The sequence below is a fragment of the Collinsella sp. HCP28S3_E12 genome, assembly GCF_052065595.1.
In the GTDB taxonomy this organism is placed as follows: Bacteria; Actinomycetota; Coriobacteriia; order Coriobacteriales; family Coriobacteriaceae; genus Collinsella.
This window is the reverse complement of the sequence record NZ_JBQHTS010000020.1, coordinates 1-17808: the sequence shown is the minus strand read 5'-3', so window position 1 is coordinate 17808 and position 17808 is coordinate 1. Positions and strand designations below refer to the sequence as shown.

Genomic DNA, 17808 nt, shown 5'->3' with positions numbered 1-17808 from the left:
CCCGCAATGCGGGGCCTGCCAGAGCATGAATAACGTGCAGGGCAGATGCTACTCAGCGCTGTTCTCGTCACGCTTGCGGGAACGCACAAGGTGCGTGATACCGAAGGCAAGGACGACACCGCCGGCAACCCAGGTAAGGGTCACGCCCGCCTGGCCGGTAAGAGGCAGGCTCATGCCCGCCTTGTCCTTGATGACCAGGTCGATCACGCCGTCGTAGACGTTGATGGTAGACACGTTGCCATTCGAGGTCTGGACGCGAATCGTGTCGATATCGCCCGTGGTCTTGTAGACAGGATAGATCTGGAAGGTGAAAGAGGGCACCGTGTTGTACCCCTCGGGAGCCTGGGTCTCGACGACGGTGTACTCGCCCGCATCGAGACCGCTCACCGAGATGCTGCCGTCGGTTTTAGACGTGAACTCGTAGGCCGCATCGCCGAGCTTGCCATCGCCCTGCACGTACTTCTTGCCCGCGCCCTCGTCGGCACCGGTGGCCTGGATGGTGAACTTGGCGCCCTTAAGGCCCTTGGAGTTATCCGAACTGTCGACCTTCATGAGCATGAGCTGGTAGGTGTAGTCGCGCACCGTCGCCGGCGTGGTGTAGCCGTGATCGTTAGTGCCCGGGTTGTTGGAGTACGTGAGCGTCACCGTGTTGTCGTTGGAATTGCTGGCAACCATTGCCTCGTTGTTGAGCTTGGCCGTGTAGTACACGTTCACCACGGAATTGGACGTGATGGCAATGGCGTTGCCGTTCGTGTCCTTCACCGTCTTGAGGTCGTTGATGGTCACAGTGAGCGTATTGGTATCAGAGTCGAGGGAGACCGTGTAGTCATCGGCGCGCACCTGGGTCTCGGTCTGGGCTGCATCGCCCGTTGCCGGGTTCTGAACCATCACCTTCACAGAGCTGGAATCGGCCGTAAGCCCCGAGCTAAGGACGTCGCTGAAGGAGTAGTAGTACGTGTCGTAGCTCGCAAGCGCCGTGGCAACCGTGCCCGTGAGCTTGTAGTCGACGTTCTGGCCAATCTGGGAGTCCGCAGCCTTTGCCCAGTCGGATCCCGTCGCATCGTTCTTGATGAACTTGTTGACCGTAGGCAGGCTCGACTTCTGGTCGACCGTCACCGCGCTGCCGCCAACCACCGCGTAGATGGGAGCGGTGCCCACCTTGTCGATCGGGTCGCTCGTCGTGTTGCTGTCGGTCACGAACAGCCAATAACCCTCATCGAGCGTCGCCTTGGTGCCGGGCGTGATCGTGGTAGCAGCCGCGCCCGCCGTGCGCATGGCGGCGGCGATTTTGCCAAAGGCATCGTTGGCATCGACAACGGTGGCCGACCCCGACCCAGACGCATGCTCGCTCAGCCAGTCGGCTGCATCCTGCGCGGACGTGCCCGCGTAGGTGGGCTCGACGGCCTTGATCGCGGCCTCGACAGCCGTCTGGGCCTGGGTGCTGCCCCAGACGATGTTTGACACCGCCTTGGACGTCGTGGCGCCCACCGTCTGGTCGGCAACGTCCGCCTTGAAGAGCTGATAGCCTAACAGCGTCGTGGTATCCGACGAGACATGCGTGTTCGCTTTGATCGTGATGTCGCCCTGGGTCGCCGTCCCGTCTGCCGCGAACGCTGCGACCGGTGCCGCGACCGGGCCGAGGGCCATCGTGAGCGCCAGGCCTGCTGCTATGGCCTTTGCGGCAATGCTTGTGTGCTGCTTCATAGTGTCCTCCATTTATTTCATACGTGGATCTAAGTCTGTCTGCAATCGCGGGATGTTTCCTGCATCCAGCGTCCGTACCTAATGCCTGTCTCCCCCTCTTCTTCTGAGAACTCCTGCCGCTATCAGAATGGCTGCTCCTAGAACCACAAGCCCCAGAGCAAGGCCAGAAGGGTTCAGATCGCTCATGTCGGGGAGGCCAAGCTTCTCGAGAATGGAAGTCTTTTCATGTGCATTGGGCACCGATACCGTAGCTATGCCGATCGCGCTATCGAAGCCAGACGCTTTGAGCGGAGATTCTGCAGAAAGCTCGGCTGCAGCTGAGTTCCCCGTGGCAGGGCCAGACACGATCTGGTTCGGCTCATAAGGAACCGCTAGCGTGATGGTCCGCGTCCCCGCAAATGCCTGGTATCCAGCCGGTGCCGAAACTTCCTCCACCGTGAAGGTGCCTGCATCGACACCTCGGACGGAGATAGTGCCGTCGCTTCCGGTTGTGATAGTCTCCTCATTGGAAGACCAGGTGCCATCCGGGGCCAGATAGCGTCTCTTGTCGTCCCTGATCCTCAGTACCGCTCCGGACAGCGGCGTGCCGTCATCTGCATCGCGCTTCGTGAGGATGAGACTCCAGCTATAGGCAACCGCCTTGGATTCCTGTGTAGTGGTCGTCTCGGTCGAATAGGTCGACTTTGGATAGATGAGCGTGACGGTATTCACATTGCCGTTCCCCATGCCGGTCCCGAGAGATGCACTCAGAGGAGCATCATAGACAACGACAACCCGCACTCCTTGGGATGCATCTATTGCATGGGCCTTGACAGCCTCCACCAGATTGAGCGCGACCTTGAAGCTTCCGCCATCTGCTGCAGGCGTATAGGTGTGTGTATATTCCTCATCGCCGAGCTCTGTCCAGCCTTGGGAAACCTCAAGACCTGTCTCCCACACGTCTTCAGCTGCAGGAGCAATGTAGACATGGATATCGAAAGGCTCGGCAAGGCCTGCACCAAGCGTGTCATCGAAGACGATCTTGTACGAGGTGTAGCTCGAGAGGATGGAAGGCACTGTTGCATCGAGACGCCAGAAAAGGTCGTCTCCTGCCGTAGCATCTGCTTGCTTCTGCCAGGCATCGTTCGAATCCTCGAGCACCTGCTTTTCCACCGTCGGCACGCCAGACTTGGCAGCGACTGTCACATCGGAGCCGCCGACCGCCACAAGGATGGCAGAAGTGCCGGACTGGTCCTGGCCGATGTTCGAATCCTTGCTCACGACAATCCAGTAGCCCGCGCCAAGAGACTTTGGCACGCCTGCTTCAAGGGTCTCCCCACCAGCTGATGTCTGCATAAGGGCCGAAGCGATTGCGTTGGGAACAGAGCCCTGGGCAGCAGCAGAGCCGCTCTGGACATTGTTTCTGATCCATTCAGCAGCATCGTCTGCATCTGCGATGCTCTCGACGTTTACAGACGGATTGACGCTCTTGATTGCCTCGGGGACAACCGAGGCGACTGTGTCGGTTGCCCACGCGATGTTCGCGACAGTCTTCGTGCCATTCGAGCCATCTGCCACATCGGCAGCGAAGATCTGGTAGGCGACAAATTCAGTCGATGAGCCATCGGCAGCATTGACGGTCAGATTTCCGGCACCCGATGCATATGCACGGCCAGGCATAGCGAGAAGGAGCGCGAACGCTGTAATGGCAGCGAGGATGAGGCTGTGCTTGATAGCAGAGAAGCGGTTCTTCCTAGTCACGGCCATCACCATCCTTCGCAGAAGCATTGCGACGGATGTGCATCCAGGCTGCTGCTGCAGCAAGCACGACAATGCCTGCAAGGTAGGTCAGCCCCACTCCATCAGATCCAGAAAGAGGAAGCGCGATGGGCTTGCGCTCGTTTGTTACAGTCACAACAGAATCTGTTCCAACACCAATGGTTCCGTCGTTTCCGGCATAGGTCGTCGTGTAGTCATCGTAGGAATTCTCTTCGACCGTATACGTCGTTCCCTCAGGCAGACCTGCTGCAGTAATTGATTCGTTGTTCTTCAGATCAAAAGTTGCAATGCCCTCATTGAACGTCATGGCACCATATGTTCCAGAAAGCCCCGTGCCTGCGCCAGAAAGCGTCACCGTAATCCTGAAGCTTGATGTTGGGTTGACTTCCTTTGTAACCTTTTTCTTTACAGTAAGAGAGCCCGTACGGACTGTATTGGTGATCGTGACCGAAGCGTCACTATCAAGCTTGCCGGAACCCGTACCCGTTACCGTATAGCTTGTGTGGCTGGCGTCGTTGTCGTCATACACACCCCCAGTCACGTTGTCTTCACTTACGGAATAGGAATAGCCCGAGGGGATCCCCGAAAGAGCAATCTTCTGCCCAGCCTTGAGATTTATAGTTGCCGTTCCAGCTGTGAACGCCAGAGAACCATCAGCTGGCTTATCGACAGAGCCACTATCAGTCACGCTCCCCGTATACTCAAAGGTGTCAGATACGTTGTCGCCATTCGCATCTTTGAGCGTTATGACAATAGGGAACCTCTGATTGGAGGATTCATTCGCAGTACCAGACACCGTCTTTTCCACCGTCAGGCTGTAGAGTCTCAAATTCGTGAACGCCGCTACAGCAGTCTTTTCGTCCTCGATATCGCCAGTTTCATCTGTAGCTGATTTGCGGTAGCTGTTGCTATCAGCCTCAGTCACGGTATATTTCGTTCCTGCTGGCAGATGCTCGGCCGTTGCAAATTCGCCATCCTTCAAGGTGACGGTCGCCACACCGTTCGTGAACGTCATGCCCCCGTATGTTCCGTTGATATTCGTGTTGTCCAGCGCAACCTTGAAGGTGAATTCTGTCGTAGAGTTCGCCTCGCCTGTCACTTTCTTCGACACTTTCAGATGGCCATCCTGTGCCGGCTGCAGGGTCAAGTTTTTTGATAGCTTAATTGTATGGATAACCTCGCCAAGCATGTGCTGGTATTCCTTGCCGCTCGTCGGGGAGACCAGGCCAGATTGCGGGCTATACTGCCTGATTCCTTCCGTCCATACAAGGGTTGTCGAAAGCTCAACATTCTTGTCTTTAGTCGGCTTGTCAGAAGAAGATATCCTGAACCTCGTTCCGGCTTTTACAGAAGTTGCAGTAGTGCCATCTTCAGCAAGTGCGGTCAATCCACTGGGCAGACTGAGCGTATACACGCCACGATAAGTTTCAGGCTCTGATATGGTTATCCAGCCCGTTCGCCATGTTCCCGAATCAGGATCGAACACAAACTCTGTATCTCCTGACACTGTAATCAAGCTTGAGTCCGGCTCAGTCATCTGGAGATTGGCACCAGCGCGAGCAGCTGCCAGCATCTTTGTCACAAGGGAATCCGAATCATAGCTAGACTCTGGAATGTCGTTATCGGGCACCCCATACGTCGTAAGAAGTGCCCAGACAGCATTCTGCGTCGCATCATTTGCTTGGGCAATAGTTACATAGCTGCCATTGCGTGCATAGAGATTATCGTAGGCAGCCAATGGGGTACCTGGGGTACCACCATAAAAGGGGTTCAACATGCAGAATGCAGCTTTATAGAAGTCAGTGCTGAGTACCTCTGCTTGCGTCATCCCCGACGCTGTAGTGCCAGAACCAAGTTCCCATACCTTTTGGAAGAACTGAAAAATTCTGTACATGTTCGTGCTGCTGTCACTGTAGTCCTGAGTATAGTCGCTGTACGTGAAAACGGCATCACCCAGCTGCTCATGGAAATCGGAGCGCAGACGATCTGGTACTTCGAGTAATTCGTTGAACTCGCTTTCAGTGATTTCCTTTCCCTTGTCCGTGACAGTATAGAGGTTCATTCCGTTATAGGGATAACCAGCGTAGAGGAGATACTCGAGCTCCTTCATGCACTGTTCATACACTTCTTTCGTCTTATGGAGTGTATTGACGAAGTAATCTTCTGTGAGATAACCCTCGGTATAAGGAATAGAAGAACCTTCTGAAGAGTCTGGCCATGCAAGCCCGTTATTCATACAGTACAGAATGATTCTTTCATTGCCATTCTCGACATAATGGATTGAAATATTGTTGACAATTTCGCTCTTGACTGCGATAGGGGTAGAACTCGCCACCTGAAGTGTTGCATTAAGCGACGGTGTTGCAGCAGAACCTTCGACATCTGCATTGGCACCCAAGCCCTGCAGGTTCGCAAGGGCGCCGATGCCAGTCACTGAGGAAGAGAGTCCGGAAGCAGATAGTTCAGATGGAGAGGAAGAAGAGCTGGTGTCTGTCGCCGCTGTTGCAGACGAAGTGCCTGTGGCTGTTTTGGCAGACGTACTGTCTGTTGAGCTGCCGGCAGTCCCTGCACTATCGTCTGCGGATGGCGTGACGGTGGCATCTGCCGATGCCGCAGTCTCCGCTGCGCTTTCCTCGCCCGCAAAGGTACGTATAGGCACCAGGAACAATGCCAGAACAATGGCGCACATTGCTGCAATAAGAGCAGTGCCGCTCCCTCTCCCCAATTTCATCTATCCGCCCTAATCTGTGCCTATCGCTATCCCTTAGTTTTGAGAACTATTTAGTAGCACTTATCGTTATGAATACTCCTACAATCAAGCTCGGAATTGTGCGGACCGCAGCTGTTATTCATGCTGTCTCTACAAATTTCATCAGGAAAGGGCACAATGCCGACGGCTCCCAGCGCTGGCTCTGCAAGGGGTGCGGGAGGACATTCTCGTCCAAGAGCAGGGGCCTGCTCGCCGCCTCGAAGCTCGATGCCACGACCTGGGCGCTCTTCGTGGAAGCAACGCTTTCGGGCTCAAGCCTGAGGCAGTGCGCGAAGACGTGCCATGTGTGCCTCAGGACCTCCTGGTTCATGCGCATGAGACTCTGCGAGGTTATGGAGCGCTCGCTTCTCGCCTTCAGGACCGGACCTTCGGTCTCCTGGCAGGTAGACGGCGCCTACCTCGACGAGTCCCTCACGGGAAACAGGGCAAGGAGTGCTGCCAAGATGCCGAGGAAGCCCCACAAGCACGGCGGCGCCGTCCATGCGCGCGGCATCTCCAACCTCAAGGTCTGCGTCATCTGCGGAGCCAATGATGCCGGAGACGGGCTCTGCCGCGTGGCCGACAGGGGAAGGCCGAAGGATGAGGCCCTGAGAGACGCCATCAAGGGTCTCGGTCCTGGCACCTGGGTGGCGACCGACGCCCATCAGGGCTACAAGCGCGTGCTTCCCGCCCTCGGCATCACCGAGCATGCCGCCACCGACACGCGCCTGCAGAAGGACGGCGAGCTTGGCATGGTCAACGCGATGCACCAGAGGCTGCGCATCTTCCTTGCCCCATTCCACGGCGTATCCACCAAGTGGCTGGACCACTACCTCTCCTGGTTCCTTTGGCTCGAGCAGGCAAGGCGCTCGGACGCAGACGGGCTTCAGACGCTTTCCGGCCAGAGCGCCTGCGGCTTCTACGAGCATACGAGGCGCCAGATGATCGATCGTCCCCAGCCCTTCTGGGACTATTGGCAACGGCAGGGAGCGGCTACGTCAATGCTGGTCTAACAGAGAGTTGCGTAAAAAGCCGCGAGCGCGTTTGTAAACAATCTGTTGCGCCGTCCCTCTGGGGCGGCGTTTTTTATGCGTCGCCTTTAAAGTTGTGCCTTGCACTTTAGAGTATGAAAGTGCTTGCTGCTAAAACTTTACTGGAGGGCATCTATGGCACCAGCTCTGTCCGATTTCCAACCACAACCAGCGCTTCAGACCTCAGCGGCGGCGCAAGCCGCCATTGGCGACGGTCTGGTCAAAGAGGCTCAGGCTTTTGCCGATGAGCTTGCCGCATGGCGTCACGATCTGCATCGGATGCCCGAACTCGGTAACGACCTCCCACAGACCTCTGCGTATATCCAAGCGCGCCTGAACGAGATGGACATCCCATTTTCCACGCTCGTCGATGGTTCCTGCGTTGTGGGCCTTGTCGGTGCCGGTGCCGCCGCGGCCCAGGGCAATGGCGTCTGTACGGACGAACAGGCCGGTACGGTCGTTATGCTGCGCGGCGACATGGATGCCCTGCCCGTTGTCGAGGAATCCGGCGAGCCCTTTGCATCTACCAATGGCTGCATGCATGCTTGCGGTCATGATATGCACGCGACGGCGCTGCTTGGTGCGGCGCGCCTGCTCAAGGCTCGCGAGGCCGCGCTTGTCGACGCCAATGCCACCGTCAAGCTGTTGTTCCAGCCGGGCGAGGAGACCTTTGAGGGGGCACGTGCTGCCATCGCCGACGGCTTGCTCGAGAACCCGCGTCCTCAGGCGGCTTTTGCCATGCATGTCAACAGCCAGTCGCCGCTTGGTCTGGTGCTCTACGGCAGCCCGGCGCTTTCGGGCGTGTACGGTTTCCGCATCACGCTGCAGGGGAAGGGCGGCCACGGTTCGAGCCCCGAGATCTGCATCGACCCCATCACGGCAGGCGTGCATGTGCACCTGGCGCTCCAGGAGCTTATCGCTCGTGAGGTGCCGGCGGCCAAGGAGGTCGCACTCACCGTGGGTAAGTTTGCCGGTGGCCAAGCGGCCAATGTGATTCCCGACACCTGCGTGCTCGAGGGAACATTGCGCGGCTTTGACGTTGAGCTCATGGAGCACCTCAAGACCCGCATCGCGGAGGTCGTCAAAGGCGTTGCCACGACCTATCGTACGCCGGCGACTATCGAGACGCTCTCGGATGTTCCCCCGCTCGTGCTCGATGACGATATGACCCAGGCTTCGCTTGGCTATGTGGGTGCGACGTTGCCCAAGGCCGCCTTCCTGCCTCTGTTCCATGCCATGGCGAGCGAGGACTTTGCGCTTATCTCGAGCGAGATACCGAGCGCGTACTTTACGTTCGGTGCGGCTGTGACCGATACGGACGAGCACTTTGCCCAGCACCATCCCAAGGCACGCTTTAGCGATGCCGAGTTGCCGCTCGGCGCCGCGGCTTATGCGGCGGTCGCCCTGGGCTATATCGCCGACCACAAGGAGTAATCCATGTCCCAGCAGCATAAATTCTTCCCCGGTTGGCTCGTTGTGGCCTCCGGCTTTGTCATCATGGCCACGTGTTACACGATTTTCGTTAACTGCATGAGCCTGTTTCAGCCGCTTATCGTGAGCGACTTGGGCATTTCCCTTGCTCAGTACAACATCTCCAACGCCATCTCAACCGTGGTGAGCGTTGTCGGCTCGCTTGTCATTGGCCATGTTGCCGACAAAGTGAGCGGTCGCATCTTGGGTTCCCTTACCGTTATCGCCACCTCTGCCGTTCTTGCCGGGATGAGCTTTGTCGGTGAGCTGTGGCAGGTCTACGTGCTCTTTGCCGTCTCGGGCTGCTTTGCCGTCGCCTCGACCCGCCTGCTCATTAGCCTTGTGACCGCCAACTGGTTTACGGCCAAGCGAGGTCTTGCGATCTCCATAGCACTTTCGGGCTCGGGCTTTGGAGGCGCTATTCTGTCTCCCACCGTGAGCTCGCTTATCGTGAGCGTTGGCTGGCGTTCCGCCTTCCTGGTGCTCGCGGCTATCTGCATGGTGGCGGCGCTGCCCATCACGGCCTATTCCTTCCGCACCAAGCCTTCTGAGATAGGCCTTAAGCCGCTCGGCGAGAACCCGGGCGATCCGTCCGTCTCGACAGCTGGCGACAAGGACGAGCACACGGCTCCCGAGGTTAACGTCGGTTGGTCTCGCATCAAGAAGAGCCCAGCGTTTTGGTTGCTTGTCGTCGCCTTCCTCTTTATGGGCCTCGTTAACGGTGCCATCTTGCCCAACCAGGTCACCAACATGACGAGCGTTACCGTCAACGGCGCCAAGATTGTCACGGGCGGTCACGACCCCGTGTGGGCGGGCACTGTGCTTTCGGCCTATATGGTCACCGTCGTTATCGCCAAGATTTCGCTCGGCGTCATTTACGATCGCTTTGGCCTACGTTTTGGCAACGTGTTGGGATCCGTTGCGTGCATTATCGCCTGCGTCGCCCTGTGCTTCCCCGCGACCGATCTTGGTCCCATCGTGGCTGCCGTGAGCTTTGGTGTCGGAACGTGCATGGGCACCATCACGCCCACTATTGCCGCGTCCAAGCAGTTTGGCATGGCCGATCTGGGCAAGGTCACGGGCACCATTACCTCGCTCGAGATGGTCGGCGGCACCGTGGGTGCCATTGTCTCGGGCGTGCTGTTCGATGCCACGGGCTCCTTTGCGAGCACCTGGATCGTGTGCCTGGTGTGTTCTGTGGTCATGCTCGTATTCCTGCTGGCATCCGAGCCCATCGCCGCTAAGCTGCGTGCGAGCGTGGCGGGGGAGTAGACGTCCGTCGCTCTTTTCTGTTCGCCCCGTGTTCTGTCCGTGGCCGCCTTGGAAGCCGAATGGATGCTCGTACCATCATTCGGTTTCCAAGGAGGCCACGGGCATACAAAATGATCCGTTTTCCTCTGTCCCCAACAGATCGTGTGATTCGAAGGGGGCGGAGGAAAGCGGATCGGCTGCAGCGGCGGCACGTCTGGCCGAACGAGCCCCCATACCCTCGTTCGGTCAGACGCGTCGCCGCGTTTTGTTTTTGTGCCGTATAATGACCACTACCTATGACGCGATACTAAAAGAAAGGTGTTTGCCCATGCAGGCACAGAAGGCGGAGGGAACCCGCGACCTTATCGGCGCCGAGATGCGCGCCTGGCAAAAGATGCAGCGGATCGCTGCCGGCGTGTTCGAGCCGTTTGGCTTTAAGCCCATCGAGACGCCCGCGATCGAGCAGGTGGACGTGTTTGTCCACGGCATCGGCCAGTCGACCGATGTCGTGCGCAAGGAGATGTTCCGCGTGTTTAGCGGCGCCAACCTGGAACGTGTCTTTACCGAGGGCACCGATGCCAAGCTCAAGCCCAAACAGCGCTTGGCGCTTCGTCCCGAGGGCACTGCCGGCGTGGTGCGCGCCGTCGTGGAGAACAACCTGGTGCCCCAGGGCTCCACGCCGTTTAAGGCCTACTATGCCGAGGCCATGTTCCGCGGCGAGCGCCCCCAGAAGGGCCGCCTGCGTCAGTTCCATCAGGTGGGCATCGAGTGGCTCGGTGCTCCCGATCCGGCTGCGGACGCCGAGTGCATCATTATGCTCATGGAGTTCTACAAGCGTCTGGGCTTCGATCTTTCCAAGCTCCGTCTGCTCATTAACTCGATGGGTGATGCCCAGTGCCGTCCGGCCTATCGCGAGCAGGTCAAGCAGTTCATTCTCGATCACGCCGACGAGATGTGCGATGAGTGCCGCGAGCGCGCCGAGCTCAACCCGCTGCGCGCCTTCGACTGCAAGAACGACCATTGCCGCGAGATCATGGCCGAGGCCCCGCTGATGGGCGACAACCTGTGCGACGAGTGCCGCGAGCACTACGAGCAGGTCAAGCGCTATCTGGATGCCGCCGGCATCGAGTATGTCGAGGACCCCACCCTGGTGCGCGGCCTGGACTACTACACCCGTACCGTCTTTGAGGTCGAGGCCCCCGGCGCCGGCGTCGGCTCCATCGGTGGCGGCGGCCGCTACGACGGCCTGGTCGAGCTCGAGGGCGGCAAGCCCACGGCCGGTGTCGGCTTCGCCGTCGGTTTTGAGCGCGCCCTGCTGGCCCTGCAGGCCTTTGGCAGCGACCTGGGTGCCGATGAGGCTCCGTGTGTCTACGTTGCCAACGCCGGCAAGGAACTGCGTCAGAACGTTTTTGCCATTACGCAGAAGCTTCGCGCCGCAGGCATCGTGACCGAGGCAGACTATCAGGGTCGTTCGCTCAAGGCTCAGTTTAAGCAGGCCGACAAGGTGGGCGCCAAGCTCATTTTGGTCTTGGGCGGCGACGAGCTTGCCGCCGGCAAGGTCAAGGTGCGCGACATGCAGAGCCATGACGAGGTGCTGGTCGATCTGGCCAACGTGGTCGAGGCGGTTCGAGAGCGCCTGTAGCGCATCATTTTGAGCTGCGGGTCCGCTAACGCGTCCCGCTCGCGGCGAACGATTGTTACGGGGGTGTTTCGCTTTTATGCGGAATGTCCCCGTTTGCATATGCCGCCCACCGAGAAATACGACCATTTGGGGCAAAAAGCCTTGCAATGCAGAAAATACTTTTGTGTGGTAAAGCGCAATCAGTGTCGAAAGTATTTCTCAAGTGCCTATAATGAATACCGCATGTTACGTGCATAGAAGGAGGAATGGGAGGAAACGTGGCTGAGAACCTAAGCAACCAGTCTGTACCCGAAGCCGCGGCGCGCGTCGCTGCCGTGGTCAACCGCCTCGTTAACCGAATCGGCTCGAATGCCGAGTCCAGGGAGCGTCTCGCCGAGATTGAGATTCCCGAGGAGCTGCGCGACAACCTTGCGCTGTTCCTGCGCCTGGAGCGCCGTGTGCTTAGCGAGTATGATCCCGAGATCGCGGACCTGTTCGACAAGATTCTGTCGGCCGAGATCGTGGCCAATGCCGGCAACCCCGGTAGCCGTGCCGCCGACGAGGCCGTCGACGAGCAGGGCGTGCCCACCGCCGACGAGCCCACTGCTGTGGCGTTTCGCGAGGTCGTCGATTTGATCGACAGCCTACCGCTCGATAAGCAGCAGGTTATCGTCCGCGCCTTTACGAGCTTCTTCCATCTGGCAAACCTGTCGGAGGAGAACTACCGTGTGAAGCAGCTGCGCGAGCGTGAGGCCGGCGCATCGACCGATACCGAGGTCGATCCCGCCAACGAACTCACCGTCGCCTATCACCAGCTGGTGGATGAGATGGGTGTCGAGGGCGCCAACGAGCTGCTCGGCAAGCTTGAGTTCCATCCCGTCTTTACCGCGCATCCCACCGAGGCCCGTCGCAAGGCCGTCGAGGGCAAGATTCGCCGTATCTCTAACCTGCTGGAGGAGCGTCCGCGTCTGGGCGGCTCCGACCTGGTGGAGAACGAGCGCCATATGCTGCAGGAGATCGACGCCCTGGTGCGTACGAGCCCCATCGCGCTCAAGAAGCCCACGCCGGTCGAGGAAGCCGATACCATCATCGACATCTTCGATAACACGCTGTTCGACGTCATCCCCGTCATCTATCGTCGCTTTGACGACTGGGTGCTGGGTGACAAGGCCGGTACCGTGCCGCCGCTGTGCCCGGCGTTCTTCCATCCCGGCAGCTGGATCGGTTCCGACCGCGACGGTAACCCCAACGTCACCGCCAAGGTGAGCCGTGAGGTCGCCGCCAAGTACTTCACCCACATGGTGCTCAAGCTCGAGGACAAGTGCCGCCGCATCGGCCGCAACCTCACGCTCGAGGCCACCTACAGCAAGCCGTCTGCCGAGCTCATCAACCTGTGGAACCATCAGGTCGAGATGAGTGCGCATTACACGGCCCGCGCCGAGCTTATCTCCGAGCACGAGCCGCATCGCGCCGTCATGCTCGTCATGGCCGACCGTCTGAACGCCACCGTACGCCGTATCACCGACACCATGTATCACAGCGCCGACGAGTTCCTAGATGACCTGCGCGTCGTCCAGCGTTCGCTGGCTGCCTGCGGTGCCGTCCGTGCCGCCTACGGCCCGGTGCAGACCATCATCTGGCAGGTCGAGTCCTTCGGCTTCCATATGGTCGAGATGGAGTTCCGTCAGCACTCCGTGGTGCATGCCCGCGCCCTTAAGGATATCCACGAAAACGGTATCCATGGCGACCTGCAGCCCATGACGCGCGAGGTCATCGACACCTTCCGCGCTATCGGCTCCATCCAAAAGCGCTACGGCAAGAAGATGGCACACCGCTACATCATCTCGTTTACCAAGAGTGCCCAGCATGTGGCCGACGTCTTTGAGCTGGCCCACCTGTCCTTCGCACACGAGGAGGACGTTCCCGAGCTCGACGTGATCCCGCTGTTCGAGCAGCTCGAGGACCTCGAGGGCTGTGTTGACGTGCTCGACCAGATGCTTACGCTGCCCGTGGTGCAGAAGCGTCTTGCCCAGACCAACCGCCGCATGGAGGTTATGCTGGGTTACTCCGACTCCTCCAAGGATGCCGGTCCTACCACGGCCATGCTTGCGCTGCACTCCGCGCAGGAGCGCATCGCCAAGTGGGCCGAGAAGAACGATATCGACCTGGTGCTCATGCACGGTCGCGGCGGCGCCGTGGGCCGTGGTGGCGGCCCGGCCAACAAGGCCGTACTGGCGCAGCCCAAGGGTTCAGTCAACTGCTTCTTTAAGCTCACCGAGCAGGGTGAGGTCATCTTTGCCCGTTACGGCAACCGCACGCTGGCTCAGCGCCATGTTGAGTCCGTTGCCGCCGCAACGCTTTTGCAGTCGGCCCCGAGCGTCGAGAAGACCAACACCGAGACCACGCAGAAGTTCTGGGATATGGCCGAGAAACTCAACGCCGCAAGCCACGAGCGCTATCTGGACCTGCTGAACACCGAGGACTTTGCACCGTGGTTCTCGACTGTGACGCCGCTGACCGAGGTCGGTCTGCTGCCGATCGGCTCGCGTCCCGCCAAGCGCGGCTTGGGTGCCAAGTCGCTCGACGACCTGCGTACCATTCCGTGGATTTTCAGCTGGAGCCAGGCACGCATTAACCTGGCCGCTTGGTACGGCCTGGGCACCGCCTGCGAGCAGCTGGGCGATCTTGACCAGCTCAAGGCTGCCTACCAGGAGTGGCCATTCTTCCGCACCTTTATCGATAACATCGAGATGTCGATTGCTAAGACCGATCAGCGCATTGCCAAGATGTATCTGCATCTGGGCGACCGCGATGATCTGTCCAAGAAGGTCTTTACCGAGATGCAGCTCACCCGCAAGTGGGTCCTTGCCATCGTTGGTGACGAGTGGCCGCTGCAGCGTCGTCGCGTGCTCGGCTGTGCCGTTCGCGTGCGTAACCCCTACGTCGACGCCCTGTCCATCGCCCAGGTCCGCGCCCTCCGCGAGGTGCGTATGAACCAGGACGAGATGGCCGAGGAGAAGAAGGCCGAGTACATGAGCCTGATTCTTTCGACTGTGACCGGCGTCTCGGCAGGTCTGCAAAACACGGGGTAATCGATAGCCCTGTGGCTCTCACCGGGGCCCGACGGGTTTCCCTCTGAATGCGTCCTCGCACTTGAAGCCCCCTTATCCTGCTCCTTCGGAGCTGCGGATAAGGGGGCTTCGTGCTGCGGAATGCATTCAGAGGGAAACCCGTCGGGCCCCTTCGTCCTCGGTCCTCTGGAATTAAAGCTGAGGAGAAGAATGGCGCGCTTCGCGCATAGCGTGGAGTGCGGTGAGGGCTTCTTGCGTCCTGCGGAGTGTGCCTAAAAGTAAACTTATGGCGGGCCTTGCGATGTCCAGCTTCAGCGGAAGGCCGCTGGGTGAGGGTGGTGCCTGGGGCGACGTGCAAAAAACGGAGTTTTCAGCAGCCAAAGATCGATGCATAAGGCCATAGCCGGCCCTCGCTGCCTTTGTTGATGATTTTGCAAGACAATTGGGCCTTGGCGATGCTCATATATGGCTGGTTTCTCGCCGCATGTTATCCAGATGGGACGAGTCATGAGGACAATCTACCTTTTGAAAGACTTTTGACACCAAAATCTTATCTTGCGATGCTGAATATTCGCAAAAATGCACGCTCCGGAGGGGGCTACCATGTTGCGGTTCGAAACCCAATGCGTCATTCTATGCAGTATATTGACCTATTTATGCAAGATAGCTTACACGCGCATGCCACAGGATTGATGTTTGCCTCGGCGCTGCGTAATCCACCCTGCCCATAGCTTCTTTGACAGGAGGCCGCGGTCCCTCTTGGGATCGCGGCCGTTTTGTTGTGGGTCAAATATGAACGTTGTGTTAACGACTCGGTGGACGGTGGCGTTTTTCAGTGAGCGGCGTATCCTTCCAACGGTTTATCTAGTGTGTCAGTTGAAAGGAAGAGGGCGCTCGTCATTGTTTGAATGTGAACTGCCGTTTGACCACAAGACATTGCATCTGGAGCTCGAGGATAAGAACTTCGCGGGTGTGATGGAAGGTCACCAAAACGAGTTTAAGACTGCAAAATCGCAGGAAGAGCTGGTAGAGGAGTCGCTTGCCAACCCTTATGGATCGCCTTCGCTCGAGGAGCTTTGCGCTGGCAAGAAGGATATTGTCATCATTAGCTCCGACCATACGCGCCCCGTTCCCTCGCGTGTGACGATGCCTATTCTGCTGCATCACATCTACTCCGCTGCGCCTGAGGCGCGCGTTCGCATTCTGGTTGCTACGGGTATGCATCGTCCGTCGACGCACGAGGAACTCGTCAACAAGTATGGCGAGGAGATCGTTGCCAACGAGGAAATTGTCATGCACGTCGCGACCGACGACAGCATGATGGAAAAGATTGGCACCCTGCCTTCTGGTGGCGAGTGCATCATCAACAAGATTGCCGCCGATTGCGATCTACTGCTTGCCGAGGGCTTTATTGAGCCGCATTTCTTTGCCGGTTTTTCTGGCAGCCGCAAGTCCGTGCTGCCCGGCATCGCCAGCTACAAGACCATCATGTACAACCACAACGGCCAGTTTGTGAACGATTCCCATTCGCGCGCCGGCAACCTGTGCCACAACCACGTGAGCGAGGACATGTTTGCCGCTGCCGAGATGGCTCACCTTGCCTTTGTGCTCAACGTGGTGCTCAACGGCAAGCACGAGGTCATCGGCTCCTTTGCCGGCGACATTCACAAGGCGCACGAGGCCGGCTGCGAGTTCGTGAAGAGTCTTGCCGGCGTTGAGCCCGTCGAGTGCGAGATTGCCATCACCACCAACGGTGGCTATCCGCTCGATCAGAACGTCTATCAGGCCGTGAAGGGCATGTGCGCTGCCGAGGCCACACTTCCCGAGGGCGGCGTGATCATCGATGTCGCCGGTTGCGCCGATGGTCACGGTGGCGAGGGCTTCTATCACAACATCGCTGACAACGATCCGGCAGAGTTTGAGTGCGCCTGCATCGACCGTCCTAAGGACGAGACCCTGCCCGACCAGTGGACGAGCCAGATCTTTGCCCGCATCCTGGCGCATCACCCTGTGATCATGGTCACCGACCTGTGCGATCACCAGATGCTCAAGGATATGCATATGACGCCGGTCAACACCCTCGAGGAGGCGCTCAAGCTCGCCTTTGAAATGAAGGGTGCCGATGCCAAGGTAGCCGTCATTCCCGATGGCCTGGGCGTTGTCGTCGCTCAGCACTAGCGCGCGGCCTAAACGAATCGTTTGTAACCGACAAGAAAGATAAGGTTTTATGCTTACCAAGCTCCTCTGCGAATTCGGCGCAACGGCCCTCATGATCATCTTTGGCGTGGGCGTACACTGCGATACCGTGCTTAAGGGCACCAAGTATCAGGGCTCCGGCCACATGTTTGCCATCACCACCTGGTCTTTTGGCATCTCGGTCTGCCTGTTTGTCTTTGGCGGCGCCGTGTGCATGAACCCGGCTATGGTGCTTGCCCAGTGCATCGTCGGTCTGGTGCCGTGGAGCAGCTGCATCCCCTTCATGATTGCCGATATGCTCGGCGGCTTTGTGGGCGCCGTAATCGCTTGGTTTATGTATACCGATGAGTTCAAGGCTTCCGAGGGCGTCGTCGACCCCATTGCCCAGCGCAACATCTTCTCGACCAACCCCACCACCGAGGGCACGAACTATGCCCGCAACTTCTTCTGTGAGGCTATCTGCACCTTTGTGTTCATCAGCGCCATCCTTGCTGCCGCTAGCCGCGCCGGCGAGAACGTTCTGATGCTCGCTATCTGCGTCGGCCTGATCGTTTGGGCCGTTGGCATGGGCATGGGTGGCATCACCGGCTTCGCCATGAACCAGGCACGCGACCTTGGTCCTCGCATGGCCTATCAGGTGCTTCCGATCAAGAACAAGGCTGACAACAACTGGAAGTACGGCCTGCTCGTTCCTGGCATCGCTCCGTTTATCGGTGCCGCTCTGGCCGCGCTGTTTGTGCACGGTTTCTTGGGCATGTTCTAGTCCAAGGCCACATAGTTGTCCGCTGGCCGCATGGGGTAACTTCCCAGCGCGTCCTCGGACATGAAAGAACCCCCGCTGCGCACTTGAACTGCACCCCAAAACCTGGACGGCTTAAATAAGAACTACGCCGCAAGGGACTGTCTCCGGAACTCCTCCGGGGTCAGTCCCTTCAGTTTAACCTGGCGCCTCCTCGT

Annotated in this window: 11 protein-coding genes; 7 read left to right on the top strand and 4 right to left on the bottom strand. The window is 58.6% G+C overall.

Annotated elements, in window-relative coordinates:
* Nucleotides 1-48 precede the first annotated feature (48 nt).
* The 3 genes from ACTNBY_RS07895 to ACTNBY_RS07885 form a co-directional block, all read right to left on the bottom strand.
* Nucleotides 49-1704: an isopeptide-forming domain-containing fimbrial protein gene (locus tag ACTNBY_RS07895; protein ID WP_441064060.1), complete on the bottom strand. Its 1656-nt coding sequence runs from the start codon at nt 1702-1704 to the stop codon at nt 49-51.
* Nucleotides 1705-1782: 78 nt separating this feature from the next.
* The gene (locus ACTNBY_RS07890; RefSeq protein WP_441064059.1) at nt 1783-3444 is read right to left on the bottom strand and encodes a SpaA isopeptide-forming pilin-related protein; all 1662 of its coding nucleotides are present in this window, start codon (nt 3442-3444) and stop codon (nt 1783-1785) included.
* On the bottom strand, nt 3437-6193 hold the full coding sequence (locus tag ACTNBY_RS07885; protein WP_441064058.1) for a DUF7601 domain-containing protein: 2757 nt from the start codon (nt 6191-6193) through the stop codon (nt 3437-3439). Before ACTNBY_RS07885 ends, ACTNBY_RS07890 begins: the two co-directional genes overlap by 8 nt.
* A 68-nt stretch (nt 6194-6261) precedes the next feature.
* On the opposite strand from ACTNBY_RS07885, the gene ACTNBY_RS07880 reads away from it, so the two are divergent.
* The 7 genes from ACTNBY_RS07880 (at nt 6262) to larD (ending at nt 17614) form a co-directional block, all read left to right on the top strand.
* Nucleotides 6262-7224: an IS1595 family transposase gene (locus tag ACTNBY_RS07880; RefSeq protein WP_441064056.1), complete on the top strand. Its 963-nt coding sequence runs from the start codon at nt 6262-6264 to the stop codon at nt 7222-7224.
* 153 nt (nt 7225-7377) lie between these two features.
* On the top strand, nt 7378-8676 hold the full coding sequence (locus tag ACTNBY_RS07875) for a M20 family metallopeptidase (protein WP_427795309.1): 1299 nt from the start codon (nt 7378-7380) through the stop codon (nt 8674-8676).
* A gap of 3 nt (nt 8677-8679) precedes the next feature.
* Nucleotides 8680-9984, top strand: a complete 1305-nt coding sequence (locus ACTNBY_RS07870; protein ID WP_427729190.1) for an MFS transporter — start codon at nt 8680-8682, stop codon at nt 9982-9984.
* Between the two features lie 307 nt (nt 9985-10291).
* Nucleotides 10292-11605: a histidine--tRNA ligase gene (hisS, locus tag ACTNBY_RS07865; RefSeq protein WP_427729192.1), complete on the top strand. Its 1314-nt coding sequence runs from the start codon at nt 10292-10294 to the stop codon at nt 11603-11605.
* Nucleotides 11606-11862: 257 nt separating this feature from the next.
* A complete protein-coding gene (locus tag ACTNBY_RS07860; RefSeq protein ID WP_370450652.1) occupies nt 11863-14676 on the top strand; it encodes a phosphoenolpyruvate carboxylase in 2814 nt (937 codons plus the stop codon).
* Between the two features lie 879 nt (nt 14677-15555).
* A complete protein-coding gene (gene larA, locus ACTNBY_RS07855) occupies nt 15556-16833 on the top strand; it encodes a nickel-dependent lactate racemase (protein WP_441064054.1) in 1278 nt (425 codons plus the stop codon).
* Between the two features lie 49 nt (nt 16834-16882).
* Nucleotides 16883-17614: a D/L-lactic acid transporter LarD gene (gene larD / locus ACTNBY_RS07850; RefSeq protein ID WP_441017382.1), complete on the top strand. Its 732-nt coding sequence runs from the start codon at nt 16883-16885 to the stop codon at nt 17612-17614.
* A gap of 122 nt (nt 17615-17736) precedes the next feature.
* Here the strand turns inward: larD and ACTNBY_RS07845 are convergent.
* Nucleotides 17737-17808 (bottom strand): IS3 family transposase (locus ACTNBY_RS07845; RefSeq protein ID WP_441015707.1); only part of this gene is annotated, 72 nt, incomplete at its 5' end.

Excerpts from the sequence above, each read along its gene's own strand:
- ACTNBY_RS07895 (WP_441064060.1), bottom strand. The coding sequence starts at position 1,704 with ATGAAGCAGCACACAAGCATTGCCGCAAAGGCCATAGCAGCAGGCCTG.
- ACTNBY_RS07885 (WP_441064058.1), bottom strand. The coding sequence starts at position 6,193 with ATGAAATTGGGGAGAGGGAGCGGCACTGCTCTTATTGCAGCAATGTGC.
- ACTNBY_RS07880 (WP_441064056.1), top strand. The coding sequence starts at position 6,262 with ATGAATACTCCTACAATCAAGCTCGGAATTGTGCGGACCGCAGCTGTT.
- ACTNBY_RS07875 (WP_427795309.1), top strand. The coding sequence starts at position 7,378 with ATGGCACCAGCTCTGTCCGATTTCCAACCACAACCAGCGCTTCAGACC.
- ACTNBY_RS07870 (WP_427729190.1), top strand. The coding sequence starts at position 8,680 with ATGTCCCAGCAGCATAAATTCTTCCCCGGTTGGCTCGTTGTGGCCTCC.
- hisS (WP_427729192.1), top strand. The coding sequence starts at position 10,292 with ATGCAGGCACAGAAGGCGGAGGGAACCCGCGACCTTATCGGCGCCGAG.
- larD (WP_441017382.1), top strand. The coding sequence starts at position 16,883 with ATGCTTACCAAGCTCCTCTGCGAATTCGGCGCAACGGCCCTCATGATC.